The organism is Streptomyces sp. NPDC014006, assembly GCF_043088925.1.
Classification (GTDB): Bacteria; Actinomycetota; Actinomycetes; order Streptomycetales; family Streptomycetaceae; genus Streptomyces.
Genome location: NZ_JBICAJ010000002.1, coordinates 818582 through 837743, shown reverse-complemented (window position 1 = coordinate 837743; position 19162 = coordinate 818582). Strand labels below are relative to the sequence as shown.

Below are 19162 nucleotides of genomic sequence, written 5' to 3'. Positions count from 1 at the left end.
CCCGCGCCGCCTGCCTCCCGCGGGCCCCTGCTCGCCGTACCGGTCCCGCTGACCCGTACGGATGCGCTGAACAGGTGCCTCTTGCCGCCCGCCCCTAGCGTCGAGCCTGACGGTGAGCGAGAAAGGGCCTGTGACCGACACGCGGATACCGCCCACCGAGCCGGGCGCGGCCCTGCTGCGCGCCGGCCGGTTCTTCCGGCCGGCGGTACACGGCGTTCACGCTGAACACCGAGCACCTGCTGCGCCGTAGGCAGACCGCGGACGACGAAGCCGAGGTGGCCGACCCGAAGGAGGCACCCTGATGCCCTCGGACGCCGTGCTGTACCAGGCGGCCGCGCTCTGCCTGACCTATCCCGACGACGACCTGTTCGCCCGGCTGCCGCTGCTGCGCGAGGCGGCCCCGCAGCTGCGCGCGTTCACCGACCACGCGGCCGTCACCGAACCGCGGGAGCTGGCCGCGCACTACGTGCAGGTCTTCGACCCGAAGAACCGGCACAGCCTGTACCTCAGCTGGTGGCACGACGGCGACACGCGGCGCCGCTGGATGTCGCTGGTCCGCTTCAAGGAGCAGTACCGCGCGCACGGTCTGGAGTTCACCGACGAGGAGCTGCCTGACTTCCTGCCCGCGGTGCTGGAGTTCACCGCCCGCACCGGTGACACCGGCCTGCTGACCGAGTACCGCGACGCTCTGGAGCAGCTCCGGACCCGGCTGACCGCCTTCGGCACCCCGTACGCGGCCGTCCTGGACGCCGTGTGCGCCGCACTGCCGCCCTCCCGCACCGAGGTCCGCCGATGACCACCCTGCTCCGGGGCGCCCTGCCCTGCATCGCGTTCGTCCTGCTGCTGGCCGGCCTGCTCTGACGCCACCGCCACGACAGGTTCCGGCCGGACCACCCGCTCCTCGCAGGTGTACGAGTCGCGGCTGCTGAACATCGCCTCGCCGGCCTTCCACTACGGCATCCTGTTCGTCCTCGGGCCGGACACCTGGCCAGCCCGAGGACAGCCGCGAAATGACCCGGCGGCGTGCGGTCGGGCCGCTCGTCGAGCGGGGCGGAAAAGCCGGCGCGGACCGTCCCCCGGAAGTCGGGGGACGGTCCGCGTGGTGTACCGGGTGCGGGCGCGGACTCAGGCGAGCTTGGCGTCCAGCGTCATCGGTACGGCCTTCAGGGCCTGGCTGACCGGGCAGTTGGCCTTGGCGTCCTGCGCGGCGGCGACGAAGGCGTCGTTGTCGATGCCGGGGACGGTGCCCTCGACGGTGAGGTGGATGCCGGTGATCCCCTCACCGGGCTGGAAGGTGACGTCGGCCGAGGTGACGAGCTTGGTGGGCGCGTTGCCGGCCCCGGCCAGAGCGTGCGACAGAGCCATGGAGAAGCAGCTGGAGTGGGCGGCGGCGATCAGCTCCTCCGGGCTGGTCTTGCCGTTCGCCTGCTCGGCGCGCGACGGCCACGACACCGGCTGCTGACCGATGCCGGAGGAGTCGAAGGTGACGACACCGTTGCCCTCGAGCAGGTTGCCTTCCCAGACGGTGTGTGCGGAACGCGTGGTGGCCACGTTTGCTTCCTTTCACGTGTGGTCCCGCCCAAGCGGGGTTCCCTAAGCCTCCATCCGATCACATTTCAGCACTCCGCACGCACAGGACCGGCCTCTCACGCCCCGCCGCGCTGCCGCCGCGCCGCGAGCCACGCGTACACGGGGACGCCCGCGAACAGGAACAGCACGCCCTGGTAGACGGCGGCGTAACCGGCACCCGCGACGAGCCACAGGGAGAAGCCGAAGGCGAGCGCGGCGAGGACCGCGTCGCGCACCAGGCGCACCCGGTCGACCTGCGCGCCCCGGGCGAGGTGGTGGATCTGCGCGGCGGTGGTCAGCAGGTACGGGACGGTCGCGGTGAAGGTGGTGACCAGGACGAGGACCTCGAAGACCCGCGCCGAGCCGGCCGTGTAGTTGTAGATCGTCAGCAGGGAGGCGAGGACGACGGTGACGCCGACACCGACGGTCGGCACACCGCGCCGCTTGCGGGTGAACGCGGCCGGGAACAGCCCGTCGCGGGCGGCCGCGTAGGGCGTCTGGGCGCTCAGCAGGGTCCAGCCGTTGAGGCAGCCGGTCATCGACACCAGTGCGGCGAGCGCGACGGCCCAGCCGCCCCAGGAGCCGCCGAACATGGCGTTCACGGCGTCGGAGAACGGGGCGGTGGAGTGCACCAGCTTGTCGTGGGCGACCGTGCCGAACACGGCGAGGGTGCCGAGCAGGTAGACCAGGGCGGCGCCGGTGGTGCCGATCACGGTGGCGCGGCCGACGTTGCGGCGCGGGTCGCGGACCTCGCCGGCGCTGACCGCTGCGGACTCCACGCCCAGGTAGGAGAAGAGCAGGATCGCGGCGGAGGCGGAGATCGCGCCGAGCGTGCTGCCGCCGCCCTCCTGGAAGGGCCCGAGGTTGTGCGCGTCGAAGTGGAACAGGCCGCCGACCGCCACGAGCAGCAGCGGGGCGAACTTCAGCACGGTGGAGATCAGCTGGACGGCTCCGACGTAGCGGCTGCCGGCGAAGTTGGACAGGGCGGGCAGCCACTGGATGACCAGTGCGGCCAGGCACGCGCTCCACTTGTGGTCGTTCACCGGGATCAGCACGTCGAGGTAGCCGACGGCGGCTACGGCGAGGGCCGCGTTGGAGACCCAGGTGGTGATCCAGTACGCCCACGCGGCGAGGAAACCGGCGAAGTCGCCGAAGGCCTCGCGGGCGTAGACGTAGGGGCCGCCGGTGCGCGGGTCGCGCTCGGCGAGCCGGCCGAAGACCAGGGCCAGCGCGATCGCGCCGAGCGTCAGGACGCCGAAGGCGAGCAGGCTGACGGTGCCGAAGGGGGCCACGGAGGCCGGGAGGAGGAAGATGCCGCCGCCGATGATGTTGCCCATGACGAGGGCGGTGGCGACGGGGAGCCCGAAGCGCCGGGCGTGCTTCTCGGGTGCCGAAGCGGACCGGGTTGCGGTCGCCTCGGGGGCCGGAGCCTGGACGGATCCGGTGTCGTGCATGGGGTGGTGCGCCTCTCGTCGTGCTGATGCCCGGGATCGCCGGGCTCCCCGCTGAGCCGCGGGGCGGGTGCCCGGGGTCGCCGGACGACCGCCCATGGTCGGTCACGGGTTGGAGGCGCTCCAAATCACGCGCTTTTGTCCTGTACGGCCGGGTCGGGCGCCGTAAAAGGTGCGCCCTCGAGGGCTTCGTACCGGGAATCGTCCACCGGCACCTGGGGGCCGTGCGCCTCGCGCAGCCAGCGCCGCAGCACCCGGTGGACGTGTTCGGCGCCGACGAGATCCGCCCCGTCGGCCACGGGCGCGGACAGCACCAGGGGCGAGAGCAGGAAGGGCCGGTTCTGGGCGCCGCCGAGGCCGCCGTGGGAGCCGATCTGCTCCTCGAAGGCGAGCACCTCGCCGTCGGCGGGGTCGTGGAAGGAGTTGACCATGATGTCGGCGGCGTGGGGGAAGGACTGGGTGCGGCGCACCGCGTCGGCGGCGCCGGGCCCGAAGGCGGCGAGCGGCCCGCGGCCGTCCGTCAGCTCCCCGACGGGTATCTCGGCCCCCCGCGCACCGAGCACCACCCCACCATGCTCCGCACTGCGCACGAGCAGGAACCCGACGCCGGGATGGTTGGCGAGGGTGGCCAGCAGCGCGGGGTGGCGGGCGTCGATCTCCTCGCGGGTCATACGGTGGGGGACGTCCGGGAAGGAGACCAGGCCGAGGTTGCCGGAGGCGAGCACGATGGGCTCGGAACGCCGCCCGGAGGGCCGGTGCTGCTCACCGCCCTCCTCCACGGGCCGGCGCAGCGCGGCGCGCACGGCGTTGCGGGCCTCGGCCCCACTGCGTGTCCGCCGGGCGCGGCGCGGCACGGGCAGCCCGCACCCGGCCCGCACCAGGTCACCGAGGGTGAGCCCGTACCGGGAGCGGAAGGTCTCCCCCGGACTCTGCCCGTGATCGGACAGCACGACGATCCGGTACGGCCGAGGGGCGTGCTCGGCGGCCTTCTCGATCAGCGCCAGCGACCGGTCGAGCCGCTGCAGCACCTTCTCGGCATCCCGGCTCGCCGGGCCGGAGTGGTGGGCGACCTCGTCGTAGGCGACGAGGTCGGCGTAGACGGTGGTGCGGCCTGCGAGCAGGTCGCCCATGACGGCGGCGACGACGACGTCGCGTTCGACGACGGTGGCGAAGGCGCGCACGAAGGGGTAGAGGCCGCCGCGGCTCACCCGCGGCCGCTGCTTGCGCAGCCGGGCCCGCACGGACTGACCGATCTCCCGGCCGGCCTCGGCGACGAAGGAGAGGGCGGTGCGGACGGCGTTGGCGGGGTCGGAGAAATAGGCGAAGTACCCGGCGCGGGAGCGGTTGGCGCGGCCGATGCGGGCGGAGACGGACAGCACCAGGGCGTTCTCGTCGGCCCCGCCGCTGAAGAGGTTGCCGCGGCTGGCGCCGTCCGCGGTGAGCAGCCCCCCGTCGTGGGTGCGGGCGACGGCGCGGCGCTGGAGCTCGGCGGCGGAGGAGGGCCGGTTGCACACCATGACCTCCCCCGTGTCCTTCTCGTACCAGCGGAAGGCGGGCACGTCGTGGTTGGAGCCGTGCAGGATGCCGAGCTGGCTGGCGCCGGTCTGGCTGGACCAGTCGGTGCGCCAGGGAGTGAGCCGGTGGGTGGGCTCTCCGAGCCAGCGGGCGACGGTCGGCATCAGCCCCTTGGCGACGGCGCCCCGGAGCACGTCGTGGCCGACGCCGTCCAGCTGGAGGAAGACGGTGCCGGGCCCGGCCGGGCAGGGCGGCCCGTGCCGGCGCCGACGCGTGGCGAGCCGGAGCAGCCGGCGCCGGTAGGCGTCGTCGTCGCGCACCGCGAGGGCGGCGCCGGTCGCGGAGGCCACGGCGGACATCACGGCGGCGACGATGACGGCGGTCTCGGGAGCGGCGGCGCTGTCGCCGGAGGGGTTGATCCGCAGGGCGAGCCACAGCAGCGACCCGTTGAGGAAGAACACCAGCAGCCCGAGCAGCAGGGCCGGCACGAGCAGCAGCAGCCGCACGAGCAGCGGCCACACCAGAGCCGACAGCAGACCGAACGCCCCGGCACCGAGCGCGGCGGTCACGGCGATACGGGTCGCGCTGTCACCGTCGGCGGACTGCAACTGGAAGTCGGGCAGCAGCCCGGCGAGCGCGAGCATGGTCACGGTGGACGCGGCCCACACGACGACGCTGCGCCCCACCTGTCCGGCCACTGCGGCCCAACGCCCACCGCCCGACAAGCCCCACGCCTCTCTTCCCCGACCCGCACCCGGCGCGGGTCCATCCCGTACACCCTGTCATACCGGTTTGTCCGGGTGGGGGTGTGGTGGGCGCCGGCAGGTGGACGCCTGCGGCAACCAACCCTGCCGAGAGCGAACATCCTTGGTTGCGGGCCGTGTTGTGTGAAAGCTGGGGGAACACATCCCGCGTCCCGGAGGCCTTCCATGAGCGCCGAGCACACGAACACCCTGTACGACGCCGTGGGTGGCGCCGACGCGCTGCGCCGGCTCTCCGAGACGTTCTACGAGGGGGTCCTGGCCGACCCCCTCCTCGCACCCGTCTTCGCCGGCTTCACCGCCACCCACGTGCAACACGTGGCCGTGTGGCTGGCGGAGGTCTTCTCGGGACCGGCCCTGTTCACGGCGGAGCACGGCGGACACCAGGCCCTGCTCCGCGCCCATCTCGGGCTCGGCATCACCGAGGAGCAGCGGCTCCGCTGGATGGAGCTGATGACGGCGGCCGTGGAGAAGGAACTGCCGGACGACGCCCTGCTGCGCCGCAGGGTGATGGAGTACTTCGACTGGGGCACGCGGATCGCCAAGGACGTCTCGGCCTCGGCCCCGGACACGGACCTGGGGGCCCCGGGCCCCACCCCGCGCTGGGGCTGGGACGGTCTGGCCTGACCCCGCCGCCACCGCCCCCGGGACGGTGACCCCGGCCGGCCGAGCCGTCAGCGACCGTCGTACCCGGCTGTCGGCATCGACAGGCGCCGATGCACCCGCGCCTTCATCTGCGCGTCGTACGCGGGCTCGGCGCAGCCGACCGTCTCCACCCGCACCCCCCGCCGCGCGCACTCCGCGGTGAACTCCTCCACGGAGGACAGCGCGGACTCCAGCACCCGCCTGCTCGGGGCGACGAACACGTCCCGCCCGGCCCGCACCCCGTCCCACAGCACGCGGTGGTCGGCCCGCAGCCCCCGGACGAGCAGTTCACGCGCGACGACGTAGCCGCGCTCGGCGGCCCAGCGGGCGCACATCGCGAACTGGCTGCGCGAGTCCACCAGAAAGGGGTCGCTGTCCAGCTCCTCCAGCGGCGTCAGACCGGCGATCGCCGTGACGCGGACCTGGGCCGGCCGGCCGAAGGCACCCCGCACCTCTCCCATGGCGTCCCCCTCACCTCCGCGTTTCGCCGCCGACCCTACTCCTGCCCGTAGGCTTCGGGGGAGTCGCTCGAAGGAGGCATTGAGGTGCCGGTGGAGATCACCTGGTGGGGTCACGCCACCTGCACGGTGGAGGACTCGGACACCCGTGTGCTCACCGATCCCCTGTTCACCCGCCGGCTGGCGCATCTGCGGCGCAGGCGCGGGGCGCTGCCGCCGCCGGACGCCTGGCGCGCAGACGTCGCACTGGTCTCCCACCTGCACGCCGACCACCTCCACGTGCCCTCCCTGGAGCGGCTTGCGCCGGGCACGCGCCTGCTGGTGCCCCGGGGTGCGCCGCGTGCCGTACCGGGACTACGGCGTCTGACGCATCTGCGTCTGCGCGAGATGGCTCCCGGCGACGAGACCCGGGCCGGCGATCTGGTGATCCGCGCGGTGCCGGCCGAGCACGACGGCCGCCGGCTGCCGTTCGGCCCGCACCGCTCCCCCGCCCTCGGATACGTCGTCGAGGGCGAGGCCCGCACGTACTTCGCCGGGGACACCGGGCTGTTCGAGTCGATGGCGAAGGAGGTCGGCCCGATCGAGGTGGCGCTGCTGCCGGTGGGCGGCTGGGGGCCGTACCTCGGGGAGGGCCATCTGGACGCGGGGCGGGCGGCGCAGGCACTGGCCCGGCTGGCGCCGCGCTGCGCGATACCGGTGCACTACGGCACGTACTGGCCGATCGGGCTGGACGCGGTGCGCCCGCACGAGTTCCACGCGCCCGGCGAGGAGTTCGTGCGGCTCGCGGCCCACTGGGCCCCGGACGTGGCCGTGCACCGGTTGGCGCACGGCGAGAGCGTGCGGCCGGCGGTCGCCCCGTGAGCGGGCTGGCCGCGGCGGTGACGGCGGTGCCGACGGAGTCCACCCAGCAGGCGCTCGGCTATCCGTCGCTGTTCCTGCTGGTGTTGATCGGGGCGCTGGTGCCGGTGGTGCCGACGGGCGCGCTGGTGAGTTCGGCGGCGGTGGTGGCCTTCCACCAGACGGCGCCGTTCTCGCTGGCGCTGGTCTTCGTCACGGCGTCGCTGGCCGCGTTCTGCGGGGACGCGGCGCTGTACTGGCTGGGCCGGCGCGGGATGCGCTCGCACAGCGGCTCGCGCTGGCTGGAGGCGATCCGCGCGCGGGCGCCGCAGGAGCGGCTGACGCAGGCCCAGGACAAGCTGGCGGAGCACGGGGTGGCGGTGCTGGTGCTGTCCCGGCTGGTGCCGGCGGGCCGTATCCCGGTGATGCTGGCGTGCCTGCTGGCGAAGTGGCCCCTGCGGAGGTTCGCGCGGGGCAACCTGCCGGCCTGTCTCGCGTGGGCGTTGACCTATCAGCTGATCGGCATCCTCGGCGGCTCGCTCTTCCCCGAGCCGTGGGAGGGCGTCGTGGCGGCGATCGGCCTGACCCTGCTCGCCGGTGCCCTGCCCGGTGTGTGGAGGCGCGTGCAGCGGTAGGCCCACCGTCGTACGGCGGGCGCGGGCCGCCGGGACCGGTCGCGCGGATCCCCGCCCCTTCAGGGGCGCTCCAGCACCCGGGACGCCCCCACCGCCAGGTCCCACAGGTCGTCGCGGTCCAGCCCGGCCCTCTCCCACGCCTCCCGCACCCGCGTCAGCGGTTCCAGGACGGGTTCCGCGGAGAGGATGAACGTCCCCCAGTGCATCGGGGCCATTCTGCGCGCGCCGAGGTCCCGGGCGGCCTGCACGGCCTCCTCCGGGTCGCAGTGGACGTCGCTGAGCCACCAGCGCGGGTCGTAGGCGCCGATCGGGAGCAGGGCGAGGTCGATGCCGGGGTAGTGGCGGCCGATACGGCTGAACCAGTGGCCGTATCCGGTGTCGCCGGCGAAGTACAGCCGCCGGCCGTCGGGCGCGGTGAGTACCCAGCCGCCCCACAGGCTGCGGCAGGTGTCGGTGAGGGTGCGCTTGGACCAGTGGTGGGCCGGGACGAAGTCGAAGCGGACCCCGGACAGTTCGGCGCTCTCCCACCAGTCCAGTTCGGTGACGCGGGTGAACCGGCGCCTGTCGAACCAGCGTCCCAGTCCGGCGGGCGCGAACACGGGGGTGTCGCGCGGCAGTCGGCGCAGCGTGGGGGCGTCGAGATGGTCGTAATGGTTGTGGCTGACGACGACGGCGTCGACGCGCGGCAGCTCCTCCCACGGCACGCCGACGGGCGTGATGCGGGCCGGGGTGCCGAGGATGCGGCGCGACCAGACCGGGTCGGTGAGCACGGTCAGTCCCCCGACCTGGACGATCCAGCTGGCGTGTCCCGCCCAGGTGACGGCGAGGGTGCGGGCGTCGACGCGGGGCAGCGGAGCGGGAGCGTAGGGCAGGCGGGGGATGTCGGCGAGGCCCTCCTTGCCGGGGCGCACCGCGCCCTCGCGGGCGAAGCGGGCGATCGCCTTGAGGCCGGGCAGCGGTGCGGTGAGCCGGTCGTGGAAGGTCCGCGGCCACACCCGCCGCTCCCCCAGCGGGCGGGGTTCGGCGAGGGGCGGGAGCGGGGGCGCGAAGGAGGGCGGGGCGGCGGCCGGGGGTGCCGGGGCGTCGGGGGACGGAGACGGGGTCGTGCCGGTGACGGGGGCCGGGGACGGGGACGGCGTCGTGCTCGTGACCGCGCCGGTGGCGGGCGACTCGGACTGCTGCGTCATCGAGGAGGCTCCCATCGCTGGGCGTCGTCGCGGAGGTCGTCGAAGACGGACCGCACCGTGCTCAACGCGCGGTGCACGTGTGGCAGTTCCAACGGCGCGGGGGACGTGAGGCATTCCGCGCGCTCGGCGTCCGTGCCGCCCAGCAGCGGACCCGTGGTCAGCCGCACGCGCAGCGCGGCGAGGTCGTCTCCGAAGCGGTGGCCGCCCGGGGCGGGCATGCCGAGCCGGGCGGAGAGGTATTCCTCCAAGTCCTGCGCGTCGCCCACCCCGTGCGCGGCGAGCGCCGCACGCAGCGGGCCCAGGTCGGCGTACAGGTGGCGGCCCGCCTGCGGCGGCCTGGCGAGGGCGCCCGCGGTGACGACGGCGTGATGCACGGCGGCGGCCACCCGCGCGTGCAGCGCGACGGTGGCCGCGACCCGGTCCGCGACCGGCTGGGGTTCGGTCAGCGCGTACGCGGCGGCGGCGGCGACGGGCGCGGCGATACGGGCGTCGAGTGCGGTGAGGATGTCCCGTACGCGCGCGTGCAGTTCGCCGCCGCGGCCGTCCGCCGGGAACCGGGCGATCGCGGCGGGCCAGCCGGCCGGCAGCAGCGCACCGGCCAGGTCGGTGACGACGGTGACCCGACCGGGCAGCATCTCGGCGGGGCTGAGCAGCACGGTGTCGTGCCGGGCGTGCAGGGTGTCGCGCCAGGTCTCGTCGCTGACCAGGTGCAGTCCCTCTCCGGCGGCCGCCTCCACTGTCTCGTGCAGCAGCTCCGGCGGGACGACCGTGCCGGTCGGATCGTCGGCGAGCGACAGGACCAGCAGCCGCGGGTCGCCGCCCTCGGCGCGGACCCGGCGGACGGTCTCCAACAGCGCGTAGGGGTCGGGCACACCGCCGGACTCCGCGGGTGTGGGCACGTGGAAGAGGGGTCTGCCCAGCACGCGCGCGTACGGCGCCCACCAGGCCGCGCAGGGCCGGGGCACCAGGACGTCCCCGCCGAGGGCCGCGGTCAGCGCCAGCAGCAGCGCGGGCGCGCCGGACGCCGCGGCGACACGGCCGGGTTCGGTGGCAAGGCCCCGCCGCTCCCAGTAGCCGCAGGCCGCCTCGGTGACGGCGGGTGAGCCGCCCACGGGTTCGGCGTCGGCCCGGTCGGCGGCGGCGCAGATCCGGGCGGTCAGTTCGGGGAGCACCGGCAGCCCGGTGCCGGGCAGTGGGGGGCCGTAGCGGACGGGGCCGTGCCCTTCGGGGTCGGTCCGCCGCATGCGTGCCTCCGCGCAGTCGCTCGTGCCGTGGGGTGGGCCGGTGCCGCGTCACCGCCTCGCCGCTCCGGCCTCCAAGTACCCACGTCGTGCGCCCCCCATGGCTCGGGGCGCGGGTTGCGCCGGTCACATCCCCCGCTCGCTCAGCGGCGGTCCCGCTCGCGCTGCCGCAGCCGGTGCGCGGCGGCCCCGGCCGCGCCCAGGATGAGCAGCCCGCCGGCCACCAGGGCGGGCGCCGAGGTGGTGAAGCTGCCGCCCTCGCCCGCGTGCACGCCGTGCTCGATCGCCGGGGGCCGCGGGGGCTGGGCGGTGGGCTGCTGCCGGCCGGGTTCCTGCGCGGGCGGTGTCGGCTTCACACCCTCGTCCCCCTTGCCTTCCTTGTCTCCCTTGTCCCCGCAGGGTGTGAGGTGGGGCTCGGGGCAGGCCGGGGCGGCGGTGGCGCCGTGGGAGGCGTGGGCGAGGTCGAACGTGGTGCGCCAGGGCCGGCCCTTGCCGCCCGGCGGTGCCGGGCAGGTGCCGTCCACGGCCCAGCCGGCGTCGGCTCCGCCGTCGGCCAGGCCCTCGAGGTCCTCGGCGGGGACGATCTTCGCGGTGCCCTTGTAGGAGGGCCCGGACAGTTCGTCGTCGCCGCCGGGCACCTTCTGCAGCTTCACGGTGCCGTCCGCGAAGGCCGCCTCGGAGCTGGCGTCGATGCTCTCGGGCGCGGGCCCGCCCGTCGGGTCGCAGGTCACGGACACGGTGACGGTGCCGCCCGGCTCCACCGAGGCGGGGCTGATCTGCGCGGCCGGCGTGGCCGGGTCGCCCGGGCCGGCCTCCACGGCCGTGTCCAGGGGGTCGGCCGGGTCATCCGCGGCCGCGGCCGGCGCGGCACCGGCCAGCACGACCAGCGCGGCGACGGACAGGGCACGGGCGGTGCGGCGCATGGGGAGAACTCCTTCGGCCGTACGACTGCGGGCACGGGGGTGTCGTGCCGTACAGCCATGACAGCCGCCGAAGGACGAGGCCGCGCGCGGCCGGACGCCGTTAGGGGGACGGCTGAGAGCCGACGGAGTGATTCAGCCGACGTCGAAGCCGGTACGGGCAGGGACGCGGGGAACTGCGCGACCAGCCACCGAACCCCCGCGCCCGGCATCGAAGAGAGACCCGCACGGCGCTACTCCGCATCCGCCAGGATCTCCGACCGCATCCGCCCACAGCACCGGCTGATCAGCCGGGACACATGCATCTGCGAGATCCCCAGCTCCTCCGCGATCCGGCTCTGCGTCATGTCCCCGAAGAACCGCATGTACAGGATCGCCCGCTCCCGCTCCGGCAGCGCCGCCAGCCGCGGCCGTACCGCCTCGCGGTCCACGACCGTGTCCAGCGCCGCGTCGGGTGAGCCGAGTGTGTCGGTCAGCGCGTAGCCGCCTTCGGTGCCCGTCATCTCGGCGTCCAGGGACAGCGCGGTGAAGCTCTCCAGCGCCTCCAGACCGGCCTTGACGTCCTCCTCGCTCAGCTGCGCGCGTTCGGCGATCTGCTCGACGGTGGGCCGCTCGCCGGAGACGGTCTGGGACAGCTCCTGGACGGCGGCGCGTACCCGGTTGCGCAGGTCCTGGACGCGGCGCGGCACGTGCAGGGTCCACATGTGGTCGCGGAAGTGCCGCTTGATCTCGCCGGTGATGGTGGGCACGGCGTAGCTCTCGAAGGCGTTGCCGAGCTCGGGGTCGTAGCGGTCGACGGCCTTGACCAGGCCGAGGGCGGCGACCTGGCGCAGGTCGTCGTAGGACTCGCCGCGGTTGCGGAAGCGTCCGGCGAGGCGTTCGGCCATCGGCAGCCAGACCTCGGTGATCTCCGCGCGCAGGGCGTCGCGTTCGGGCCCCGGCTCGAGCGCGGCGAGCCTGCGGAAGGCGTCGGCGGTGTCGGGGGCGTCGTCGTGCGGGTGTGTGCCGGTTCGGGTTCGCATGGTGCGTCGCTCTCCCCTGGGTGCTCTGGGTGGACGGTCACCGAGGGAATGGCGCAGGCCCGGACCGGGTACGCCGGGGCCACGTGCAGCCGTTCCCACGGACGTGCCTCCGTTCCGAAGCACTGGTCCTGCGCCTGCCCTGAAGGTCGGCGGGCAAACCCGGGCTCAGGTTTTCCGGGATGCCTGCGGGTGACTCGTCCCGTGCTGACGCCCACCGATGCCGGTGCGACCTGGAGGTCCTTCATGAGCAGCAAGGTGTCCGACTACGTCCTCGAGCGGCTGCGCGACTGGGGCGTGGACTGTGTGTTCGGCTATCCGGGTGACGGCATCAACGGACTGCTCGCCGCCTGGGGACGCGCCGAGGACAAGCCCCGCTTCATCCAGTCCCGGCACGAGGAGATGTCCGCGTTCGAGGCGGTCGGATACGCCAAGTTCAGCGGCCGGCTGGGGGTGTGCACGGCCACGTCGGGACCCGGCGCGATCCACCTGCTGAACGGGCTGTACGACGCGAAGCTGGACCATGTGCCGGTCGTGGCGATCGTCGGCCAGACGCACCGTACCGCGATGGGCGGCTCCTACCAGCAGGAAGTCGACCTGCACACGCTCTACAAGGACGTCGCCTCGGACTTCGTGGAGACGGTGACGGTGCCCGAGCAGCTGCCGAACGTGCTGGACCGGGCCATCCGCACCGCGTACGCGCGGCGCGCCCCGACGGCCGTGATCATCCCGGGTGACGTGCAGGAGCTGGACTACTCGCCGCCGGGCCACGCGTTCAAGATGGTGCCCTCCAGCCTGGACCGCAGCTCGTGGACGGCGATGCCCTCGGAGGAGTCGCTGCGCCGGGCGGCGGAGGTGCTCAACGCCGGTGACAAGGTGGCGATCCTGGTCGGGCAGGGCGCGGCGCACGCGCGCGAGGAGGTGCAGCACATCGCGGAGCTGCTCGGCGCGGGCGTGGCGAAGGCGCTGCTCGGCAAGGACGTCCTCAGTGACGAGCTGCCGTATGTCACCGGCTCGATCGGGCTGCTGGGCACCCGCCCGAGCTATGAGCTGATGCGGGACTGCGACACGCTGCTGACGATCGGCTCGTCGTTCCCGTACTCGCAGTTCCTGCCGGAGTTCGGCAAGGCCCGGGCGGTGCAGATCGACATCGATCCGCACATGGTGGGCATGCGTTACCCGTACGAGGTGAACCTGGTCGGTGACGCGAAGGCGACGCTGGACCGGCTGATCCCGATGATCGACTCGGGCCGCGGGCGGGAGTGGTTCGACACGGTGTGCGACAACGTGCAGCACTGGCAGCAGGTGATGGAGCGGCGCGCGAACCTCTCCGCCGACCCGATCAATCCGGAGTACGTCGCCGCCGCGCTGGACCCGCTGCTGCCGGACGACGCGATCATCACCTCCGACTCGGGATCGACCGCGAACTGGTACGCCCGGCACATCACGATGCGCGGCACCATGCGCGGTTCGCTGTCCGGCACGCTGGCGACGATGGGCCCCGGGGTGCCGTACGCGATCGGCGCGAAGTTCGCCCACCCGGACCGGCCGGTGGTCGCGCTGGTCGGTGACGGCGCGATGCAGATGAACGGCCTCGCGGAGATGATCACCGCGGCGAAGTACGCCGACCGCTGGCAGGACCGGCGGCTGGTGGTGGCCGTGTGGAACAACCAGGACCTCAACCAGGTGACCTGGGAGATGCGGGCCATGGAGGGTGCGCCGTCCTTCGTGGAGTCGCAGGCGATCCCGGACGTGCAGTACGCGGCGTTCGCCCGCTCGCTGGGCCTGACCGGCGTGCGGGTGGAGAAGCCGGAGGACGTGGAGGCGGGCTGGCGGGCCGGTCTGGAGGCCGACGGGCCGGCGGTGATCGAGTTCCTCACCGACCCCGCGGTGCCGCCGGTCCCGCCGCACGCCACCTGGGAGCAGATGGAGGCCACGATCGCGTCGATCCTCAAGGGCGACGCCGACCGGGGCTCGATGGTCAAGCAGGGCTTCAAGGCGAAGGTGCAGGAGTTCCTGCCGGGCCGGGACAAGAAGTAAGCCTCCGAAAGGAACGTGACATGCAGCGAGGCAGTGACCGGATGAGCGTGCACCGCGACAACGAGAGGAAGCACGAACTGCAGGGTCTGCTCCGGTCCGGCCACCCGACCCGGACCGAGGAGTGGCACGACCCGGAGCCGGCCGCCGACGACGACCCGCAGGTCTGGGGCGGCCCGGTGGCGCCCGGTGGCCTCGGCTCCTCCCTGGAGACCGTTCGCCTGGAGCTGGCGCGGATCCTGGGCCGCAGCTCGTTCCCGGCAGGCCCGCACGAACTGATCGGCGTGCTGCGCCGCAACAACGCGCCGGACCCGCTCGTGGACGCGCTGGAGCGCCTGCCCCGCAAGGCGCACTACGGCAACGTCCAGGAGCTGGCCGAGGCGGTCACCGGCACGCAGTCCACACGCACGAAGGGATGATCATGCGTATCGCTTTCCTGGCAGCCCCCGAGGGTGTCGAGCAGGTCGAGCTGACCGACCCGTGGCAGGCGGCGAAGGACGCCGGGCACGAGCCGGTGCTGGTGTCGACCGAGTCCGGCGAGATCCAGGCGTTCAACCACCTGGACAAGGCCGACACCTTCCCCGTCGACGAGGTCGTCCAGGACGCCTCGGCCGACTCCTTCGGCGGGCTGGTGCTGCCCGGCGGTGTCGCCAACCCGGACTTCCTGCGGATGGACGACAAGGCGGTGGCGTTCGTCAAGGACTTCTTCACGCAGGGCCGCCCGGTCGCCGCGATCTGCCACGCGCCGTGGACGCTGGTCGAGGCCGACGTCGTACGCGGGCGGGTGCTGACGTCGTGGCCGAGTCTTGAGACGGACATCCGCAATGCGGGCGGCACCTGGGTCGACGAGCAGGTCAAGGTCTGCGACCACGGACCCAACAAGCTGGTCACCAGCCGCAAGCCGGACGATCTTAAGGCCTTCTGCCAGACGTATCTGGAGGTGTTCGCGCAGGAGTCCCGGCAGGCCGCCTGAGCGGCCCGCGCGGGGCTGGGACGGTCAGCAGGTCAGGAGCGGGGAGTCGCCGACTCCCCGCTTCCGCGTTCCCGGGCGCCTTCCCGGGTACGGCCGGCCGCGACAGGACGGCTCGGGTTGCGACGCAGGTACTCGCCCTCGAGTTGCGCCATGCGTTCGTTGTGGGCGCGCAGCGCGTCGTTCGAGCCGTACAGCAGGGTGTCGTGACGCGTGCGGTGGATGTTCTCCAGCTCCTTCATCAGCTGCTGGTCGTCCAGTCGCCCTGGGTCGACTCCGCTCATGGTGGCCCCGTCCGGTCGGTCGTGTCCGTTCATGCGGTCCGGGTACCCGCCCGTGAGCACTACCCCCGAGCTCATCACGGGAGGGAGCCATGGATCTCGCCTTTCTGCACCCACTCTATGAACACTCCGGCCCCTGGGCCTCCGTGTACGTCGACCTCTCACGCCATGCGGAGGACACGGCGCACGAACGGGAACTGACGGCGCAGGCGGTGGCGCGGGAGCTGGCCGGGCAAGGAGCGGACGAGGCGACCTGCCGTGCGGTGCGCGAGGCCGTGGACGAGTTGCGCCATGCCAGTGATCCGCACGGACGCGCGCTGTTCGCGAGGGACGGTGAGGTGGTGCTGGATCCGCCGCTGGCCCGGGCGCCGGCGCGGGGCAGCTCCGCGCAGTGGGCTCCGCTGCCCCGGGTGTCACCGCTGCTGGAACTCGCCGGGGAGGACCCGGTGTGCGTGGTGGCGTACATCGACCGCAAGGGCGCGGACTTCGAGCTGCGCTCGGGCCTGGGCAGCCAGGAGGCCGGCACGGTCAGCGGGCGGCAGTGGCCGGTGCACCGGACCGGCTCCTCCGACTGGTCGGAGCGCCACTTCCAGCTGCGGGTGGAGAACACCTGGGAGCACAACGCGGCGGAGATCGCCGACGCGCTCGCGGTGTGCCAGGAAGAGACCGGCGCCGACCTGCTGATCCTGGTGGGTGACGCGCGCGAGCGGCGGACCGTGCACGAGCGGCTGCCGCAGCGGCTGCGCGGGTGCGCGGTCGAGGCCGACCACGGCAGCGGCAGCCGACTGCTCGACGAGGAGGTGGAGCGGGCGCGCGCCGAGCATGTGCGGCGGCGGGCGCAGGAGGACCTGGACCGTTTCCTGGCCGCCCGCACCCCGGGCGGCGAGGGCCGCGCGGCCGCCGTGGAGGGCGTGCCCGCGCTGGTGGAGGCGGCCCGCGAGCACCGTATCGACGAGCTGCTGATCCGGCCGGACGGCCCGGACACGCACCGTGAGGTGTGGATCGGCGAGGACCCCGACCAGCTGGCGGTGCGCCGCACGGAGCTGAAGACGCTCGGTGAGCAGCACTCGTGGTCGGCGCGCGCCGACGACGCCCTGCTGCGGTCGGTGGTCATGACGGGTGCCCCGGCAATCTCGGTCACCCCGGCCCTGCCGGAGCACGGCGACGACACCCCGGCGGGTGGCCTCGGAGCCCTGCTGCGCTGGAGCTGAGGCACCACTGACGGGGGCGTGATCCGGACGACAGACCCTAGCGGGCCCGCTCCACCCGTCGTTCGTCCCACACCGGGTCCGCCGTCTCGCGGACGTGGCCGTCCGTGCCGAAGACCAGGTAGCGGTCGAAGGAGCGGGCGAACCAGCGGTCGTGGGTGACGGCGAGGACCGTGCCCTCGAACGCCTCCAGGCCCTCCTGGAGGGCTTCCGCGGAATCCAGGTCGAGGTTGTCGGTGGGCTCGTCCAGGAGCAGGGCGGTGGCGCCGGCGAGTTCCAGCAGCAGGATCTGGAAGCGGGCCTGCTGGCCGCCGGAGAGGCGGTCGAAGGTCTGCTCGGCCTGCTGGGTCAGCTCGTAGCGGCGCAGCCGGGACATCGCCGCGCCCCGGTCCTGGGAGTGTTCCGTCCACAGGATGTCCAGGAGCGTGCGGCCCACCAGCTCCGGGTGGGCGTGGGTCTGCGCGAAGTGCCCGGGCACGACCCGCGCGCCCAGCTTCCACCGGCCCGTGTGCGCCACGTCCTCACCGGCGAGCAGGCGCAGGAAGTGCGACTTGCCGGAGCCGTTGGAGCCGAGGACGGCGACCCGCTCGCCGTAGAAGACCTCCAGGTCGAACGGTTTCATCAGGCCCGTGAGCTCGAGGCCCTCGCAGGTGAGAGCGCGTACACCGGTGCGGCCGCCCTTGAGGCGCATGGTGATGTCCTGCTCGCGCGGCGGCTCGGGCGGCGGTCCGGCCTCCTCGAACTTGCGCAGCCGGGTCTGCGCCGCCGCGTAGCGGGAGGCCATCTCATGGCTGACGCTGGCGGCCTGGCGCAGGTTCAGCACCAGCTTCTTCAGCTGGGCGTGCTTCTCGTCCCAGCGGCGGCGCAGCTCCTCGAAGCGGGCGAAGCGTTCCCGGCGGGCCTCGTGATAGGTGGCGAAGCCGCCGCCGTGCACCCAGGCGTCGGCCCCGGCCGGCCCGGGCTCCACCGAGACGATCTTCTCGGCGGCGCGGGAGAGGAGCTCACGGTCGTGGGAAACGAACAGGACGGTCTTGCGGGTCTCCCGCAGCCGTTCCTCCAGCCAGCGCTTGCCGGGCACGTCGAGGTAGTTGTCCGGCTCGTCGAGCAGCAGCACCTCGTCGGTGCCGCGCAGCAGCGCCTCCAGCACCAGCCGCTTCTGCTCACCGCCGGACAGCGTGCGCACCTGCCGCCACTGTGCCTTCTCGTACGGCACGCCGAGCGCGGCCATGGTGCACATGTCCCACAGCGTCTCGGCCTCGTAGCCCCGCACCTCCGCCCAGTCGGCGAGGGCCTGCGCGTACTGCAGCTGGGCGGCCTCGTCGTCCACGGTGAGCAGGGCGTGCTCGGCGGAGTCGACGGCGGCCGCGGCCTCGCGGATACGGGGCGGCGCCACGGAGACCAGCAGGTCGCGTACGGTCGTGTCGTCCCGTACGGACCCGACGAACTGGCGCATCACGCCGAGCCCGCCGCTGACGGTGACGGAACCGCCGTGCGGTTTCAGCTCGCCGGAGATCAGCCTGAGCAGCGTGGTCTTGCCGGCCCCGTTGGGGCCCACGAGCGCGACGGCGGCGCCTTCGCCGACCCGGAAGGACACGTCACCGAGCAGTGCCCTCCCGTCGGGGAGGTAGTACTCGAGGTGCGCGGCTTCCAGATGTCCCATGGGCAGGCATTCTCCGGTGCGGCACGCGGCGACGGCAAACTCATAACGCGGGGTCTGCCGTGCGGCCACGGAGGATCGCGTCATTCGACGGCCGGGACGGCCTCCCCCGTCGGGCCCGCCTCGCCCGACGGCGCCACCGTCTCGTCCGCCCAGGTCAGTGCCGTCCAGCCGGCGGACGGGCTGCCCTCCAAGGCCACCACGCCGGTGTTGCGCAGGGGATGGGCGGCGGCGAAAGGGACGTCGACGTTGGCCGCGCGGGCCGCGGTCCACAGACGGATCACGGCGCCGTGGCTGACCAGGGCGGCCGTGCTGGCGCCGGTCGCCGTGGCCTCGGCGACCACCGTGTCGAAGCGCTCCAGCACCTCCTCGCCGCTCTCACCGCCGGGCAGGCGCAGCGCGGTGTCCCCGGCCGCCCAGGCGAACACGGTCTTCATGTACAGCTCAGCCTGGGGACTGTCACCGGGCAGCATCTCCAGGTCGCCGGCCGTGACCTCCCGGATGCCGTCACGCACGCGCACGTCGAGGCCGTGGGCGGCGGCCAGCGGGGCGGCGGTGAGCCGGGTGCGGATCAGGGGGGAGACGTAGAGCGCCGTGATGTCCTCGCCCGCCAGCGCGTCGGGCAGCGCGGCGGCCTGCTGTTCGCCTAGGGCCGTCAGCGCGGGCCCGGGCGCCGCCGTGTCCAGCAGATGGCGCACGTTGGACGGGGTCTCGGCGTGGCGGACGAGCAGCAGACGCATACGGTCTCCGTGCGGTGTGGCCCCCCGGTCG

General features: G+C 73.6%; 19 protein-coding genes and 1 pseudogene. 9 read left to right on the top strand and 11 right to left on the bottom strand.

Annotated features, from left to right (window positions below; translation table 11 throughout):
• Positions 1-301 precede the first annotated feature (301 nt).
• The gene (gene narJ, locus ACF1GV_RS10285; protein WP_391679169.1) at positions 302-796 is read left to right on the top strand and encodes a nitrate reductase molybdenum cofactor assembly chaperone; all 495 of its coding nucleotides are present in this window, start codon (positions 302-304) and stop codon (positions 794-796) included.
• Positions 793-973: pseudogene (locus tag ACF1GV_RS10280) on the top strand (respiratory nitrate reductase subunit gamma); the annotation flags it as partial. The gene narJ and the pseudogene ACF1GV_RS10280, both read left to right, overlap by 4 nt.
• 152 nt (positions 974-1125) lie before the next feature.
• On the opposite strand, the gene ACF1GV_RS10275 reads toward ACF1GV_RS10280, so the two are convergent.
• From ACF1GV_RS10275 to ACF1GV_RS10265, 3 genes are all read right to left on the bottom strand, one after another.
• The gene (locus tag ACF1GV_RS10275; protein WP_363261900.1) at positions 1126-1551 is read right to left on the bottom strand and encodes an OsmC family protein; all 426 of its coding nucleotides are present in this window, start codon (positions 1549-1551) and stop codon (positions 1126-1128) included.
• 95 nt (positions 1552-1646) lie between these two features.
• Positions 1647-3023, bottom strand: coding sequence for an amino acid permease (locus tag ACF1GV_RS10270; RefSeq protein WP_391679171.1), 1377 nt, complete (start codon positions 3021-3023; stop codon positions 1647-1649).
• A 125-nt stretch (positions 3024-3148) separates the two neighbouring features.
• Positions 3149-5233, bottom strand: coding sequence for a phage holin family protein (locus tag ACF1GV_RS10265; protein ID WP_391679173.1), 2085 nt, complete (start codon positions 5231-5233; stop codon positions 3149-3151).
• Between the two features lie 231 nt (positions 5234-5464).
• On the opposite strand from ACF1GV_RS10265, the gene ACF1GV_RS10260 reads away from it, so the two are divergent.
• A complete protein-coding gene (locus ACF1GV_RS10260) occupies positions 5465-5923 on the top strand; it encodes a group II truncated hemoglobin (protein ID WP_391679175.1) in 459 nt (152 codons plus the stop codon).
• Between the two features lie 47 nt (positions 5924-5970).
• Here the strand turns inward: ACF1GV_RS10260 and ACF1GV_RS10255 are convergent, their stop codons facing one another.
• Positions 5971-6402 carry a hypothetical protein gene (locus tag ACF1GV_RS10255; protein WP_363261903.1) on the bottom strand — a complete coding sequence of 144 codons (432 nt, stop codon included), beginning with the start codon at positions 6400-6402 and terminating at the stop codon, positions 5971-5973.
• Positions 6403-6486: 84 nt separating this feature from the next.
• Between ACF1GV_RS10255 and ACF1GV_RS10250 the strand changes: the two genes are divergently transcribed.
• On the top strand, positions 6487-7260 hold the full coding sequence (locus ACF1GV_RS10250) for an MBL fold metallo-hydrolase (RefSeq protein WP_391679177.1): 774 nt from the start codon (positions 6487-6489) through the stop codon (positions 7258-7260).
• Complete coding sequence (locus ACF1GV_RS10245) at positions 7257-7871, top strand: DedA family protein (protein ID WP_391679179.1); 615 nt, start codon at positions 7257-7259, stop codon at positions 7869-7871. The genes ACF1GV_RS10250 and ACF1GV_RS10245 overlap by 4 nt, the downstream gene beginning before the upstream one ends.
• A gap of 59 nt (positions 7872-7930) precedes the next feature.
• Here the strand turns inward: ACF1GV_RS10245 and ACF1GV_RS10240 are convergent, their stop codons facing one another.
• The 4 genes from ACF1GV_RS10240 to ACF1GV_RS10225 form a co-directional block, all read right to left on the bottom strand.
• A complete protein-coding gene (locus ACF1GV_RS10240) occupies positions 7931-9058 on the bottom strand; it encodes an MBL fold metallo-hydrolase (protein ID WP_391679181.1) in 1128 nt (375 codons plus the stop codon).
• A complete protein-coding gene (locus ACF1GV_RS10235; protein WP_391679183.1) occupies positions 9055-10302 on the bottom strand; it encodes an aminotransferase class I/II-fold pyridoxal phosphate-dependent enzyme in 1248 nt (415 codons plus the stop codon). Before ACF1GV_RS10235 ends, ACF1GV_RS10240 begins: the two co-directional genes overlap by 4 nt.
• A gap of 140 nt (positions 10303-10442) precedes the next feature.
• Positions 10443-11222, bottom strand: a complete 780-nt coding sequence (locus ACF1GV_RS10230; protein ID WP_391679185.1) for a hypothetical protein — start codon at positions 11220-11222, stop codon at positions 10443-10445.
• A 230-nt stretch (positions 11223-11452) separates the two neighbouring features.
• Positions 11453-12241 (bottom strand): SigB/SigF/SigG family RNA polymerase sigma factor, encoded by a 789-nt coding sequence (locus tag ACF1GV_RS10225; protein ID WP_391679188.1) that lies wholly within the window; start codon positions 12239-12241, stop codon positions 11453-11455.
• Positions 12242-12484: 243 nt separating this feature from the next.
• Here ACF1GV_RS10225 and ACF1GV_RS10220 point away from each other — a divergent pair, with 243 nt between their 5' ends.
• Genes ACF1GV_RS10220 through ACF1GV_RS10210 form a run of 3 tightly spaced genes read left to right on the top strand, consistent with a single transcriptional unit; the run spans position 12485 to position 15248 of the window.
• Positions 12485-14278, top strand: a complete 1794-nt coding sequence (locus ACF1GV_RS10220; RefSeq protein ID WP_391679190.1) for a thiamine pyrophosphate-requiring protein — start codon at positions 12485-12487, stop codon at positions 14276-14278.
• Between the two features lie 20 nt (positions 14279-14298).
• Positions 14299-14694, top strand: coding sequence for a DUF2795 domain-containing protein (locus ACF1GV_RS10215; RefSeq protein WP_391679193.1), 396 nt, complete (start codon positions 14299-14301; stop codon positions 14692-14694).
• A gap of 2 nt (positions 14695-14696) precedes the next feature.
• Complete coding sequence (locus tag ACF1GV_RS10210) at positions 14697-15248, top strand: type 1 glutamine amidotransferase domain-containing protein (protein ID WP_391679195.1); 552 nt, start codon at positions 14697-14699, stop codon at positions 15246-15248.
• Between the two features lie 32 nt (positions 15249-15280).
• Here the strand turns inward: ACF1GV_RS10210 and ACF1GV_RS10205 are convergent, their stop codons facing one another.
• The gene (locus ACF1GV_RS10205) at positions 15281-15562 is read right to left on the bottom strand and encodes a DUF6158 family protein (protein WP_391679197.1); all 282 of its coding nucleotides are present in this window, start codon (positions 15560-15562) and stop codon (positions 15281-15283) included.
• A 56-nt stretch (positions 15563-15618) separates the two neighbouring features.
• Between ACF1GV_RS10205 and ACF1GV_RS10200 the strand changes: the two genes are divergently transcribed.
• Positions 15619-16737 carry a Vms1/Ankzf1 family peptidyl-tRNA hydrolase gene (locus tag ACF1GV_RS10200; RefSeq protein WP_391679200.1) on the top strand — a complete coding sequence of 373 codons (1119 nt, stop codon included), beginning with the start codon at positions 15619-15621 and terminating at the stop codon, positions 16735-16737.
• A 37-nt stretch (positions 16738-16774) separates the two neighbouring features.
• Here the strand turns inward: ACF1GV_RS10200 and ACF1GV_RS10195 are convergent, their stop codons facing one another.
• Positions 16775-18394 carry an ABC-F family ATP-binding cassette domain-containing protein gene (locus ACF1GV_RS10195; protein WP_391679203.1) on the bottom strand — a complete coding sequence of 540 codons (1620 nt, stop codon included), beginning with the start codon at positions 18392-18394 and terminating at the stop codon, positions 16775-16777.
• An 80-nt stretch (positions 18395-18474) separates the two neighbouring features.
• On the bottom strand, positions 18475-19131 hold the full coding sequence (locus tag ACF1GV_RS10190) for a histidine phosphatase family protein (protein WP_391679205.1): 657 nt from the start codon (positions 19129-19131) through the stop codon (positions 18475-18477).
• Between the last annotated feature and the right edge of the window lie 31 nt (positions 19132-19162).

What these genes read in the sequence shown, in the direction of transcription:
- narJ (WP_391679169.1), top strand. Translation starts at nt 302, where the DNA reads ATGCCCTCGGACGCCGTGCTGTACCAGGCGGCCGCGCTCTGCCTGACC.
- ACF1GV_RS10270 (WP_391679171.1), bottom strand. Translation starts at nt 3,023, where the DNA reads ATGCACGACACCGGATCCGTCCAGGCTCCGGCCCCCGAGGCGACCGCA.
- ACF1GV_RS10260 (WP_391679175.1), top strand. Translation starts at nt 5,465, where the DNA reads ATGAGCGCCGAGCACACGAACACCCTGTACGACGCCGTGGGTGGCGCC.
- ACF1GV_RS10255 (WP_363261903.1), bottom strand. Translation starts at nt 6,402, where the DNA reads ATGGGAGAGGTGCGGGGTGCCTTCGGCCGGCCGGCCCAGGTCCGCGTC.
- ACF1GV_RS10240 (WP_391679181.1), bottom strand. Translation starts at nt 9,058, where the DNA reads ATGACGCAGCAGTCCGAGTCGCCCGCCACCGGCGCGGTCACGAGCACG.
- ACF1GV_RS10235 (WP_391679183.1), bottom strand. Translation starts at nt 10,302, where the DNA reads ATGCGGCGGACCGACCCCGAAGGGCACGGCCCCGTCCGCTACGGCCCC.
- ACF1GV_RS10230 (WP_391679185.1), bottom strand. Translation starts at nt 11,222, where the DNA reads ATGCGCCGCACCGCCCGTGCCCTGTCCGTCGCCGCGCTGGTCGTGCTG.
- ACF1GV_RS10225 (WP_391679188.1), bottom strand. Translation starts at nt 12,241, where the DNA reads ATGCGAACCCGAACCGGCACACACCCGCACGACGACGCCCCCGACACC.
- ACF1GV_RS10220 (WP_391679190.1), top strand. Translation starts at nt 12,485, where the DNA reads ATGAGCAGCAAGGTGTCCGACTACGTCCTCGAGCGGCTGCGCGACTGG.
- ACF1GV_RS10215 (WP_391679193.1), top strand. Translation starts at nt 14,299, where the DNA reads ATGCAGCGAGGCAGTGACCGGATGAGCGTGCACCGCGACAACGAGAGG.
- ACF1GV_RS10210 (WP_391679195.1), top strand. Translation starts at nt 14,697, where the DNA reads ATGCGTATCGCTTTCCTGGCAGCCCCCGAGGGTGTCGAGCAGGTCGAG.
- ACF1GV_RS10205 (WP_391679197.1), bottom strand. Translation starts at nt 15,562, where the DNA reads ATGAACGGACACGACCGACCGGACGGGGCCACCATGAGCGGAGTCGAC.
- ACF1GV_RS10200 (WP_391679200.1), top strand. Translation starts at nt 15,619, where the DNA reads ATGGATCTCGCCTTTCTGCACCCACTCTATGAACACTCCGGCCCCTGG.
- ACF1GV_RS10195 (WP_391679203.1), bottom strand. Translation starts at nt 18,394, where the DNA reads ATGGGACATCTGGAAGCCGCGCACCTCGAGTACTACCTCCCCGACGGG.
- ACF1GV_RS10190 (WP_391679205.1), bottom strand. Translation starts at nt 19,131, where the DNA reads ATGCGTCTGCTGCTCGTCCGCCACGCCGAGACCCCGTCCAACGTGCGC.